The following is an 11,650-nucleotide window of genomic DNA, read 5'->3' on the forward strand; positions in this document are numbered from 1 at the left end:
CAACCGCCCGGGCTACCAACCAAGCACTTGCTAGGTTAGAGTCGATCGCATGAGTACTGCCGTGATCCCTCCAGCACTGGGTCCCGACGACCTCGGCCCCGACACCTCGCCCGTCGCATACGAGACGGGCGGTCCGGGCGGAGCCGTCGCGTACGTGACGCTGAACCGCCCGGACTACCGGAACGCCCAGAACTCGGTGATGACGTACTCGCTCGACGCCGCATTCCGCAAAGCCGTCGACGACGTCGCAGTAAAGGTGATCGTGCTGCGCGCCAACGGCAAACACTTCTCGGCGGGTCACGACATCGGCACGCCCGAGCGCGATTTCGACACGTACTACCCGAATACGGCCACCCTGCACTGGGATCACACGCGTGGCGACGGACAGCCATTGGACAGCAGTCAGCGCCTCGCCCGCGAGACCGAGGTCTACATGGGCATGTGCCGTCGGTGGCGCGACATGCCGAAGCCGGTCATCGCGCAGGTGCACGGCGCGTGCATCGCTGGCGGGATGATGCTCGCCTGGTCGGCCGACTTCATCGTCGCGTCCGACGACGCGTTCTTCTCCGATCCTGTTGCCCGCATGGGGATTCCGGGTGTCGAGTACTTTGCGCACGCTTTCGTGCTCGGTCCCCGTCGTGCCAAGGAGATCCTATTCACCGGTGAACGATTCACCGCGACGCAAGCGCTCGACTGGGGCATGGTCAACCACGTCGTCCCCCGCGACGAGTTGGCGGCGAAAGTCGACGCGATCTGCGAGCAGATGGTCACGATGCCGATGCAGGGACTGTTCCTGAGCAAGAAGGCCGTCAACATCTGCGAGGACCAGATGGGTATGCGCAACGCGATGGACTCGGTGTTCGGCTGGCACCATTTCGCCCACGCCGCCAACGACGCCGACTCTGGCGACTCGCTCGGCGGCATGGACGCCAAGTCGATGAAGAACGCCGCAGAGAAGAACGTCACAGAGAAGGGCACCGCCTGATGGATCTCCTCTTCGACGACGCCGCCCAGAAGTTCCGCGCCGAAGTCCGGTCGTGGCTGGCCGACAACGTTCCGACGCAACCACTTCCGTCGATGGACACCGCTGAAGGCTTCGAGGCTCACCGTCGCTGGGAGGCGACGATGGCCGAGGCTCGCATGTCCGTGGTGAGCTGGCCCGAAGAGTTCGGTGGGCGCGATGTGCCGTTGCTGCACTGGGTGATCTTCGAGGAGGAGTACTACCGGTCCGGTGCACCCGGGCGGGTGAGCCAGAACGGCATCTTCCTGCTGGCCCCAACACTTTTCGAGCATGCCAACCCCGATCAGCTCGCCCGGATCATGCCGCGCATGGCGCGCGCCGACGACATCTGGGGACAGGCGTGGAGCGAACCGGAGTCGGGCTCCGATCTGGCATCGCTGCGGTCGACGGCTACCCGAACCGACGGCGGATGGCTACTCAACGGCCAGAAGACGTGGAGCTCGCGGTCGAGTTTCGCCGATATGGGCTTCGGTCTGTTCCGAACCGACAAAGAGGCCGTCAAGCATCGGGGCATCACGTACTTCATGTTCGATCTGAAGGCCCCCGGGGTCACCGTCCGGCCGATTCCGCAACTCGACGGTGAGCCAGGCTTCGCCGAACTGTTCCTCGAGGACGTCTTCGTCCCCGACGACCCCGCCGACCCGGGGAACTCCGGGGTGATCGGCGCGGTGGACAACGGCTGGAAGGTCGCGATGAGCACGGCGGCCAACGAGCGCGGCCTGTCGCTGCGTTCGCCCGGCCGGTTCCTCGCCGCGACCGACCGTCTCGTCGCGCTGTGGAAGGAGCGCCGCGACGCGGAGCCCACGTCGGACGAAGCGGTCGCCGACGCGTGGATCGGTTCGCGCGCCTACGAGTTGTCGACCTATCAGACGGTGAGCCGTCTCGCCGCGGGCGGACAGCTCGGCATGGAGTCGTCGATCAACAAGGTGTTCTGGTCGCAGTGGGACATCGCCACACACGAGACGGCGCTCGAGCTCCTCGGGCCGGACGCTGAGCTCGACACCGGCTGGATGGACAGCTACCTGTTCTCGTTGTCGGGACCGATCTACGCCGGTACCAACGAGATCCAACGCAATGTGATCGCTGAGCGACTGCTCGGCCTGCCCCGCGGAGACCGATAGACATGGACTTCCTTCTCAACGACATCCACACGGACCTCGCGCAGACGGTCGACGGCATCCTCGACCGTGCCGGCGGCGTCGCCGTCGCCCGAGCCTGGGCCGAGAACGACGACCACACCGCCGCGCTCGACGTCTACCGGCAGCTGGCCGAGGCCGGGATCACCGGACTGCTGGTCCCCGACGAGATCGGCGGAAGCGGTGCAGGCACCGTCGAGATGGTAGCGGCCGTCGAACGCCTCGGCTACGGCGTGCTGCCGGGGCCGGTCGCCGAGACGTTCGCCGTCGTACCCGCCGCCCTGGGCGCGGGACCGCAATTGGACGCTCTGCTCGGCGGAACGCCCGCGACGTGCGCACTCCCCCCGGTGTGCCCGCGAGCAACCAATCCCGACGTCGCGACGCCGTATCTGATCACCGACGACGGCGTGTTCGACGCGGCGCCCGGCGAGCTCCTCGTCTCGGTCGACCCGACGCGCCGAGTCGCCGAGCTGTCGGCCGACGAGCCGTTGATCGAGCGAAGTCCTCTGTTGATCGAGCGAAGTCGAGATCTCGGGGCCCTCGCCACCGCCGCCCAGCTCATCGGACTCGCCTCGGCGATGCTCGATCTGGCCGCCGATTACGCGAAGTCGCGTAAGCAGTTCGGTCGTGAGATCGGATCGTTCCAGGCCGTGAAGCATCATTTGGCAGATGTCGCGATCGCGATCGAGATGGCGCGCCCACTGGTGCACGGTGCTGCCGTCGGAATCGACGGACAGACACCGGACGGAACCGATGTCGCCCGCGACGTGTCGGCGGCCAAGATCGCGGCCGGCGACGCCGCGCACCTGGCGTACCGCCACGGCCTGCAGGTGTTGGGCGCGATCGGTTACACGGCCGAACACGACCTGTCGCTGTATCTGACGAAGACCCGCGCCCTGATGTCAGCGTGGGGCACCCCCGCCCACCACCGGGCCCGGATTCTGGAGACACTGTGACCTCGTCCGTCAGCGCCGACGAGCGCGCTGCCCTCGCCGACTCGATCCGCGACGTGCTGCGCAAACGGTCGACGCCCGCGTCGGTCCGCGCAGCCATGCGCGGCGACGGCCGGATCGATCGCGATCTGTGGGGCACACTGTGCGCCGAGGTCGGCGTCGCGGCGCTCGCCGTGCCGGAGCGCTACGACGGCGCGGACGTATCGTGGACGGAGGCCGCCCTCGCCGTCGAAGAGATCGGCGCGACGCTGTCACCGGTGCCGATGTTCTCGTCGGCCGTGGTCGCGGTCGGCGCACTGCTCGCGGCGGAAGACCCCGATGCTGCCGAACGTCTGCTGCCCGGGTTCGCCTCGGGCGAGAAGACCGGCGCGTTGTGCTGGGCCGGAGCATCCGGTTGGGATGTGCCCGGAGTGCAGGCCGAAGCAGGCCTGCTCTCCGGAACGGCGGAGTACGTCATCGACGGCGAATCTGCGGACGTGTTCTTGGTCCTCGCCGGAGCCGGCGACGGTGGTCTGGTCACACTCCACGAAGTGGACGCGTCCGCGTCCGGCGTCACCGTGACGGCATTGCCGGTCCTCGATCCGACACGCGCATTGGCCAGGGTCTCGTTCGACGAAGTGTCCGCGACCGCGATCAGTTCACCGCCCGACATCGCCGACCGGATCCGCACGCTGGCGTGGGCGATGCTGTCCGCCGAGCAGGTCGGTGGGGCGGCCCGAGCACTTGCGCTCACCGTCGAGTACACGTCGGCCCGCCAGCAGTTCGGCCGGACACTCGCATCGTTTCAGGCGCTCAAGCACCGGATGGCCGATATGTTCGTGTCCGTCGAGGCCATGCGTTCGATGTCGGGCGCGGCCGTCTCCGCCGTCGTCGAGGGCCGCAGCGACGCCGCCGAACTCGCCGCGGCAGCGCACGTCCAGTGCTCCGAGGAGTACATGCGGGTGACGGGCGAGGCGATACAACTCCACGGCGGGATCGGTATCACTTGGGAGCACGACATCGGCCTATACTTCAAGCGCGCGCAGGCGGACGCACAGCTGTTCGGGCAGCCGCACACAGCCCTCAAATCTATGCCGTTGTAGCCGCCGGTCCCGAAGTCCCGGTCCCCGAGGTCCGGGTCCCGAGGTCCCGGTCAGGCAGTGCCGGTGACCGTCAGTCCGATGAGCGCCACGTTGAGGACGACGACGGCCACCACGGCTACGACGGATGCCCAGCGCAGCCACGGTCCGTCTACGAACTGGCCCATCAGCGTCCGGTCCGACGTGTAGCGACGCAGCGGAATGATCGCGAACGGGATGCCGAAGCTCAGCACCACCTGCGACACGATCAGGGCGGTGGTCGGGTCGATACCTGCGGCGAGGATGATCAGCGCGGGAATCAACGTCACGGCCCGTCGCACGACCATCGGGAACTGCTTGCGGAGCATGCCCGCCATGATCGCGCCGCCCGCGTACGAACCCACCGACGTCGACGCGATACCGGAGGCCAGGAGCCCGACCGCGAACGCTCCCGCCACGATCGGCCCCAATGCGTCGCGGACTGCGGCGTGCGCCCCCTCAATGCTCTCGGTGCCCGGGTGCCCGTACAGACTCGACGCGGCGAGCACGAGCAGCGCGATGTTGACGGCGCCCGCAAGCGCGAGCGCGACCCACACGTCGACCTTGGTGGCGGACAATAGTTTCCGGATGCGGTGCGGAGTGGTCGGTGCCCCGTGACGGTCGACGACGAGCGACGAGTGCAGATAGATGGCATGCGGCATCACCGTCGCGCCGAGCATCGACGCGGCGAGCAGCACCGTCTCGGTGCCGTCCAGGCGCGGGACCATGCCGCCCAGCACGCCGCCCGCGTCCGGGGGGCTGACGGCGAGTCCGGCGAGGAACCCCACGACGATCACCGCGAGCAGTCCGACGATGATCGTCTCGAACTGTCGTTGCCTGCGACGGTTGGCCGTGGTCAGGAGGGCGATCGAGATCAGCCCGACGATCACGCCACCGACGGGCAGCGGCAGTCCGAACAGAAGATGCAGTGCAACGGCTCCGCCGATGACTTCCGCGATGTCAGTGGCGCCCGCGACGATCTCCGCTTGAGCCCAATACGCGAGACGTGACCTGCCGGGGAGTCTGTCGCCGAGCGTCTGAGGCAGCGTCTTGCCGGTGACGACGCCGAGTTTCGCCGACTGATACTGGACCATCACGGCGATGCCGTTCGCCACGACCAGCACCCACACCAGCAGGTATCCGTATTTCGCACCCGCGGTGATGTTGGCAGCGACGTTGCCAGGGTCGACATATGCGATCGCGGCGACGAAAGCGGGACCGAGTAGCGCACCGGTCCTCACGTTCACATATTTTCGCCTGATCCTCAACATGCGATAAGGGTAGCTAGGTAATCAAAGTTCGGTCAACCGAACTTTGATGAGTCGGGCGTCTCATTGTGCGACCGGAGGGTCTCGACTCCGCTCGACCAGCGGGAAGGGCTCGACCAGCGGGAAGGGCTCGACCAGCGGGAAAGGCTCGACCAGCGGGAAAGGCTCGACCAGCGGGAAAGGCTCGACCAGCGACCCAGTCAGCTCAGGCGAAGGCCTCGCGTACCTGCTCGGCGGTGAGGCCGTAATCCTCCAACGAGTACTTATGCGTGGGTTTGCGGTCGCCCGCCTTCGACTCGGCGTCCAAGGCCGTCATCGCCTCCCGCGCCTGTTCGGACATCGTGGCACCGAGCGCGTCGTAGACGCGGCCGACGGCGGCGAACGGGTCGGCCCGCAGTTCGTCAAAGTGGACGTCGACGAACTGCGCCGGATCGTATCGCGCGCGGGCCGCCGAGAAGTCGCGGAGCCCTCGCGACCACAGTTCGAGTTGGGTCCGCCCGATCGTGTCGCCGGTGAACACCGTCGAATGACCTTCGGTCGCATGCTCGGCCAGACTGCACATGGACGCGATGATCGTCTCCGGAGCACGGTGAGTCTGCACCACGACCGCGTCCGGGTAGGCGGTCATCAACGCATCCAACGCGAACAGATGACTCGGATTCTTGAGCACCCACCGCTTGCCGGGATCGTTCGACCCGATCAACTGCAGATTCTTGCGATGCCGCCGGTAGGCGGGGGTCCAGTCCTGCGTCTGCAGCCACTCCGAATACGTCGGCAGGTATGCGAGCGACTCGTACGAGATCGACATGAGCGACTGCCGCAGCAGCTGCCAACACTCTTCGACGTCACTCGCGCTCATGTAGTGCAGTCCCATGAACTCGGGATTCTCGACGTGATGCTGATTCAGGCCAGCCTCGATCTGCGCGAACACCGGATTGTCGGCCCACGTCTCACGCGGCGGACGCGGCTGCGGGAACTCCGCGAGCCACATCTGCAGACCCTGATGCGCCGGGTCGGCGGCCAGAAGACGGTGCAACGCGGTGGTACCGGTACGCGGCAGACCGGTCACGAACACCGGCCGGTCGACTGCGACGTCCACGTAGCCCGGATTGTTCTTCCATCCGGCCTCACTGAGCAGACGGGCGATCAACGCGCCCTTGAGAAAGAACCGGAACATCTTGCTGCCGAGCTCGGTGAGGCCGGCGTCAGTTCGATACGAGTCGAGCAGCACCTGGAGACCGTCGAGATAGTCCTGGTCTCCGAAGTCGTCGAGACCGGTCGCTCGGGTCGCGGACGCATGCAGATCGTCGACCGTACCGACCGTGGTGCGTGACTCAGACATGGTATTCACCGCAGTTCACGTCGAGGGTGTGTCCGGTGACGGCATTCGCCATCGACGACGCCAGAAACACTGCCGCGTCGGCGATCTCGTCCGGCTCCGGAAGCCGTTTCAGATCGCTCTTAGACGCGGTCTGCTCGTACACCTGCTCCGGCTTCATCCCGTACTTCTTCGCGATCTCGCCGAAGTACCACTTGAGCTGCTCGTCCCAGATGTACCCGGGTGCGACGCTGTTGATCCGGATCCCCTGCTCGCCGAGTTCGGTCGCGAGCGACTGCGACATCGCGAGCAGTGCCGCCTTGGTCAACTTGTAGCTTCCGTACCGCGGCTCCGAATGCCGGATGACCATCGAGTTGATGTTGACGATCGAACCTCGACTGTCCGCGAGTGGTGCAGTGAACGCTTTGATCACCCGCAGCGTGCCGAGCACCGTGAGCGAAAGACTCGCTTCGATCTGATCGAAGTCGGTGCGCCCCAAGGGTTTCATCGACGGCATCGCGAACGCATTGTTGATCAGGACGTCGGCGTGACCGAACTCCTCGATGGTCTTCGCGACGAGATTCTCCACCGCGGCGTCGTCGGTGATGTCGGTAGGCACGACGAGCGCCCGGCCGCCGAGGCCACGAATCTCTTCCGCCACGTCGTTCAACCGCGACTCGGTCCGCGCACCCAGTACGACCTTCGCGCCGTTCGCCGCGGCCCGCAGGCAGAGAGATCGGCCGAGGCCGGGACCGACGCCGGATACGACGACGACCTTGTCGGTCAGGAGTGTCATGTGCAGATCCTCTCGAAGGCTAGCCGAGCATCCGGTTGGCGAAAGCTCGTTGTCGGTCGGCGATCCGCGCGGCCCAGCCTGCCGCATCGATTCGGTTCTCGTCGTGGAACGGCAGGTGATCAGAGACCTCCGAGTCGTCGACGACGACGCAGGTCGGTCCCGATTCCGGACCGACTGGCTCGGCGACGCGCTGCCACCGGAACTGCAGGATCCCGCGGCGACGGCCCGTCGTCTCCACCCAGTTGACGACGCCGGGGTCGTTTGCCGAGATCACCATCCGGATCATCCCGTCCGGATCCGCCTGCGCCTGCGCCGAATTGAGGGACGTCTGATGATTGACGTAATCGAGCGAGATGTACCAGAGACTGCCCAGCTGGAAGCCTTGATACGGCGCGTCCGAGCACGGGACCGTGACCACCATCGATCTGCCCGCGGGCAGATCGAAGTGGCCGACCGACGAGTACTGCGTCGCCAGCCCGCCCGGCGTCGTGCGGGGCGCGGTGAATGTGTTGACCGGCTCGTCGAGATAGAACCACTTCGGGAAGTTGAACCACGTGTCGATGCGCGCCTTCAGCATTGAGGCTGCGATCGCGTAGCGACGGGCGGCCTTGGCCTCGGTCAACTCCGGCGGCGCCGTGCCCGCAGTGTCGACGCGTTCGATCGTGACCGATCCTCGCCGCTCGACGTCCCAGTCCGAATAGACTTCACGCACCGCGAGCATCGATGCGCCCTCGCCGAGCGTGAAGTCGGCTCCCTGCGGGCCGAACGTGATCTCGAACGACCCGTCGTCGGCGATGTCGATCCGACGGTCGTCAAACGCGTCGTCGCCGCCGGGAACATTCGTCGGGGTGTAGTCGCCGCGCAGTACCTGGAAGCTCAGGTCGGTCGTCGTCCCCCGCACCCCGCGCACGATGTATGTGGCGTCGGCTTGGACCGCTGCGTGATAGTAGATCGTGTCGGGGTTGTCCAACCCCATCTTCGCGTACGGCCCGGTGGAGGTGACGAAGGTCGGGTGGCTCTTGCTGTGCGTGCGCGCCAGTTGCAGGATCGACGAGATCCCGCCTGCCAAGTAGTCGAGTCCCTCCGCGCGGTCGGCGTCGGTCTCGGCGAACTCGGCCGCCATGATGCTCGCCTCCGCGGCAGCGATCGCGTCGGTGAACGGCTTGGTCACCGACGACGGCTGCGCTCCGTCTTCGCCTACAGCCACGTGTCGCCTCCGGTCCAGGTGAGGAAGTTGTCGAGTTCTTCTTGCGCGGGTGTGACGCGTGGATGCTCGGTCGACAGGTAGCCGCCGCGGTAGAACAGCAGCGGCTTGTCCTGCAGCACCTCACCGAGAACGTTCGCGCGCCCGATCACCACGTCGTGGTCGCCGCCGTCGTTGACGTTCTCGACCGTGCACTCCACCCAGGTCAGGCTGTTGCGGATCACCGGCATCCCCTCGGGCGACCGATCCCACTCGACGGAGGCGAATTTGTCCTTCCCGGGCGCCCCGAACACGGCGCTGACCGACTGCTGCTTGTTCGACAGGATGTTCACGACGAACGCTCCGCGTTCGGCGATGACCGGCCACGTCCGCGACGTCTTCATCGGACAGAAGACCACCAGCGGCGGATCGAGGGACAGAGCCGCGAAGCTCTGGCAGGCGAACCCGACGGGCTCGTCGTCGGCATCGATCGACGTGATGACGGTGATGCCGGTGCAGAACTGACCCATCGCGGTCCGGAACTGTCTCGAGTCGAAATCGTCACTGCCGTACGGGGACAAGGGAGCCATCGCGATCAGCCCTTCAATCCGATGGTGAAGTCGTGGCCCCATAGACTGACCGCCGTCGACTCGCGAGCAACCCAGTCGTCGTCGTCCACTGTGCGTCCCTCGCAACCGAATTCGACGTCGAACCCGCCTGGAGTCTTCATATAGAACGAGTACATGAGGTCGTTGACGTGGCGACCGAGAGTCGCCGACATCGGCACCTTCTTGCGCAAGGCACGATCGTGAGCCAGCCCGACGTCGTCGGTGTTCTCCACCTCCACCATGAGATGGACGATGCCGGTGCTGTTCGGAATCGGCAGGAAGGCCAGCGAATGATGTCGTGGGTTGCAGCCGAAGAAGCGCAGCCACGCCGGTTCGTCGCCCTCATCGCGGCCGACGACCTGCGGCGGCAGACGCATCGAGTCCCGGAGCTTGAAGCCGAGGACGTCCCGATAGAACGCGAGCGCCTTCGCGTCGTCCGTCGTGGTCAGCACGACGTGGCCGAGTCCCTGCTCGCCGGTCACGAACGTGTGTCCGTACGGGCTCACCACACGTCGGTGCTGGAGCGCGACGCCCTGGAACGCCTCGAGAACGTTCCCGTCGGGGTCGGCGAACACGATGAGTTCGGCGACGGCCCGATCGGCGATCTCTTCGGCGGTGCCCTCCCGGAACTCGACGCCCGCCGCGGTGAGTCGATCCCGAACATCCTGCAGCGCAGCAGCGTTCGTGCACTCCCACCCCGAACACGCGAGGTGGTCTCGGTCGGACGGGACGATCACCAGCCGCGCTGGAAAATCGTCCATCCGCAGGTAAAGAGCACCTGGGACCGACCCCGTGCCCTCCACCATGCCTAGGACCTTCAGCCCGTACTGGCGCCACGCATCCATGTCGGTTGCGTCGATCCGCATATAGCCGAGAGACCGGATGGGACTCTGCTCGTCAGTCATTCTCAATCCTCAAGAAGTAGAAGCGCTATCGAGCCCGAGCTGTGTCGGACTCGGGCGAGGTCACACCATCGTGTCGCCGATGGGGATGCCGAACTCCCCGTTGCCGTATGCGACATAGGCGCGCTCCGGATCGTTCGCCGCGTGAACACGACCGGCGTGTGCGTCACGCCAGAACCGCTGGATCGGCGTTCCATTCTCCAGCGCGTGCGCACCGGAGTTCTCGAAGAGGCGGTCGATCGCAGTGATCGCTCTTCCGGTGGCGCGGACCTGGTCGCGGCGCGCGGCAAGGCGCAGCTCCATCGGCACCTCCTCGCCCGCGAGGATCAGGTCGTACTCGTCTTGCAGGTTGCCCGACAGCTGACGCCAGGCGGCGTCGATGTCGCTGCCCGCCTCGGCGATTCGAACCTTCGCGAACGGGTCGTCCTTAGCCTTCTCCCCGGCGTACGCGGCCCGCACGCGCTTTCCCTGGTGCTCGACGTGCGCGGTGTACGCGCCGTACGCCATTCCGACGATGGGCGCCGAGATCGTCGACGGATGGATGGTTCCCCACGGCATCTTGTAGACCGGGGCGGTGTTCTTCTCCAGGCCCGGAGCCTTGCCCGCGCTCATGGCGCGGAAGCTCAGCATGCGGTGGGTCGGGACGAACGCGTCCTTCACCTCGATGGTGTTCGATCCGGTGCCCCGCAGCCCGACGACGTTCCACACGTCTTTGATCGTGTAGTCGCTGCGCGGGATGAGGAAGCTGACGAAGTCGACGGGCTTGCCGCCTTTGATGACCGGACCGCCGACGACCACCCAGTCGGCGATCTCGCAACCGGAGGACCACGCCCACGAGCCGTTAACCTTATAACCGCCGTCGACCACTTCGCCCGCACCCATCGGTGCGTATGACGACGAGATGCGGACGCTCGGATCGTCTCCCCAGACGTCTTCCTGCGCCTCCTGCGGAAACAGAGCGAGGTGCCAGTTGTGAATGCCGACGATTCCTGCGACCCAGCCGGTTGACCCGCATGCGGTCGCGATACGACGGACCGCTTCGTAGTAGGTCACCGGGTCGGTCTCGTAGCCGCCCCATTGGGCAGGCTGCATGAGCTTGAAGAAGCCGGTGGCGTCGAGCATCTCGGCGACCTCGTCGGGCACCCGCCGTGCGTCCTCCGTTGACTGCGCACGTTGTCCCAACTCGGGCAGCAGCGCGTCGATCTTTTTCAAAACCTCCTGCGCGGCTTCGCTCCGCTGTGCTCCCATGAGCCACTCCTGTTCACTCTTAGCGTCGATCACTTCTGTCAATATTAGAACACGTTCTCATTCTGACTGGAACCTGTTCTACTATTGAGTCATACGAGCACTCCACCAGCCCCGGCCTGA

11 protein-coding genes are annotated in these 11,650 nt (G+C 66.0%); 4 read left to right on the forward strand and 7 right to left on the reverse strand.

Features of this window, described 5'->3' with window-relative positions:
* Positions 1 to 49 precede the first annotated feature (49 nt).
* From ACTIMF_RS10100 to ACTIMF_RS10115, 4 genes are read left to right on the forward strand one after another with little or no spacing between them, the layout of a single operon-like run.
* On the forward strand, positions 50 to 985 hold the full coding sequence (locus tag ACTIMF_RS10100) for an enoyl-CoA hydratase (protein WP_442350156.1): 936 nt from the start codon (positions 50 to 52) through the stop codon (positions 983 to 985).
* Entirely contained in the window at positions 985 to 2,142 is a 1,158-nt protein-coding gene (locus tag ACTIMF_RS10105; RefSeq protein WP_442350157.1) for an acyl-CoA dehydrogenase family protein, read from the forward strand. Before ACTIMF_RS10100 ends, ACTIMF_RS10105 begins: the two co-directional genes overlap by 1 nt.
* A gap of 2 nt (positions 2,143 to 2,144) precedes the next feature.
* On the forward strand, positions 2,145 to 3,113 hold the full coding sequence (locus ACTIMF_RS10110) for an acyl-CoA dehydrogenase family protein (RefSeq protein WP_442350158.1): 969 nt from the start codon (positions 2,145 to 2,147) through the stop codon (positions 3,111 to 3,113).
* Entirely contained in the window at positions 3,110 to 4,192 is a 1,083-nt protein-coding gene (locus ACTIMF_RS10115) for an acyl-CoA dehydrogenase family protein (RefSeq protein WP_442350159.1), read from the forward strand. The genes ACTIMF_RS10110 and ACTIMF_RS10115 overlap by 4 nt, the downstream gene beginning before the upstream one ends.
* A 50-nt stretch (positions 4,193 to 4,242) precedes the next feature.
* Here ACTIMF_RS10115 and ACTIMF_RS10120 read toward each other — a convergent pair whose 3' ends face one another.
* The 7 genes from ACTIMF_RS10120 to hsaA form a co-directional block, all read right to left on the reverse strand.
* Positions 4,243 to 5,478, reverse strand: coding sequence for an Nramp family divalent metal transporter (locus tag ACTIMF_RS10120; protein WP_442350160.1), 1,236 nt, complete (start codon positions 5,476 to 5,478; stop codon positions 4,243 to 4,245).
* A 202-nt stretch (positions 5,479 to 5,680) separates the two neighbouring features.
* Complete coding sequence (locus ACTIMF_RS10125) at positions 5,681 to 6,817, reverse strand: sulfotransferase family protein (RefSeq protein ID WP_442350161.1); 1,137 nt, start codon at positions 6,815 to 6,817, stop codon at positions 5,681 to 5,683.
* On the reverse strand, positions 6,810 to 7,589 hold the full coding sequence (locus tag ACTIMF_RS10130) for an SDR family oxidoreductase (protein ID WP_442350162.1): 780 nt from the start codon (positions 7,587 to 7,589) through the stop codon (positions 6,810 to 6,812). The genes ACTIMF_RS10125 and ACTIMF_RS10130 overlap by 8 nt, the downstream gene beginning before the upstream one ends.
* Before the next feature lie 19 nt (positions 7,590 to 7,608).
* Positions 7,609 to 8,796 (reverse strand): hypothetical protein, encoded by a 1,188-nt coding sequence (locus ACTIMF_RS10135; protein WP_442350163.1) that lies wholly within the window; start codon positions 8,794 to 8,796, stop codon positions 7,609 to 7,611.
* A complete protein-coding gene (gene hsaB, locus ACTIMF_RS10140; protein WP_442350164.1) occupies positions 8,787 to 9,362 on the reverse strand; it encodes a 3-hydroxy-9,10-secoandrosta-1,3,5(10)-triene-9,17-dione monooxygenase reductase subunit in 576 nt (191 codons plus the stop codon). Before hsaB ends, ACTIMF_RS10135 begins: the two co-directional genes overlap by 10 nt.
* Before the next feature lie 5 nt (positions 9,363 to 9,367).
* Positions 9,368 to 10,285, reverse strand: a complete 918-nt coding sequence (gene hsaC, locus ACTIMF_RS10145) for an iron-dependent extradiol dioxygenase HsaC (RefSeq protein ID WP_442350165.1) — start codon at positions 10,283 to 10,285, stop codon at positions 9,368 to 9,370.
* A 60-nt stretch (positions 10,286 to 10,345) separates the two neighbouring features.
* Complete coding sequence (gene hsaA, locus ACTIMF_RS10150; protein WP_442350182.1) at positions 10,346 to 11,530, reverse strand: 3-hydroxy-9,10-secoandrosta-1,3,5(10)-triene-9,17-dione monooxygenase oxygenase subunit; 1,185 nt, start codon at positions 11,528 to 11,530, stop codon at positions 10,346 to 10,348.
* Positions 11,531 to 11,650 lie beyond the last annotated feature (120 nt).

Source organism: Gordonia sp. (in: high G+C Gram-positive bacteria) (assembly GCF_052106715.1).
Lineage (GTDB): Bacteria > Actinomycetota > Actinomycetes > Mycobacteriales > Mycobacteriaceae > Gordonia.

What these genes read in the sequence shown, in the direction of transcription:
- ACTIMF_RS10100 (WP_442350156.1), top strand. Translation starts at nt 50, where the DNA reads ATGAGTACTGCCGTGATCCCTCCAGCACTGGGTCCCGACGACCTCGGC.
- ACTIMF_RS10105 (WP_442350157.1), top strand. Translation starts at nt 985, where the DNA reads ATGGATCTCCTCTTCGACGACGCCGCCCAGAAGTTCCGCGCCGAAGTC.
- ACTIMF_RS10110 (WP_442350158.1), top strand. Translation starts at nt 2,145, where the DNA reads ATGGACTTCCTTCTCAACGACATCCACACGGACCTCGCGCAGACGGTC.
- ACTIMF_RS10120 (WP_442350160.1), bottom strand. Translation starts at nt 5,478, where the DNA reads ATGTTGAGGATCAGGCGAAAATATGTGAACGTGAGGACCGGTGCGCTA.
- ACTIMF_RS10125 (WP_442350161.1), bottom strand. Translation starts at nt 6,817, where the DNA reads ATGTCTGAGTCACGCACCACGGTCGGTACGGTCGACGATCTGCATGCG.
- ACTIMF_RS10130 (WP_442350162.1), bottom strand. Translation starts at nt 7,589, where the DNA reads ATGACACTCCTGACCGACAAGGTCGTCGTCGTATCCGGCGTCGGTCCC.
- hsaB (WP_442350164.1), bottom strand. Translation starts at nt 9,362, where the DNA reads ATGGCTCCCTTGTCCCCGTACGGCAGTGACGATTTCGACTCGAGACAG.
- hsaC (WP_442350165.1), bottom strand. Translation starts at nt 10,285, where the DNA reads ATGACTGACGAGCAGAGTCCCATCCGGTCTCTCGGCTATATGCGGATC.
- hsaA (WP_442350182.1), bottom strand. Translation starts at nt 11,530, where the DNA reads ATGGGAGCACAGCGGAGCGAAGCCGCGCAGGAGGTTTTGAAAAAGATC.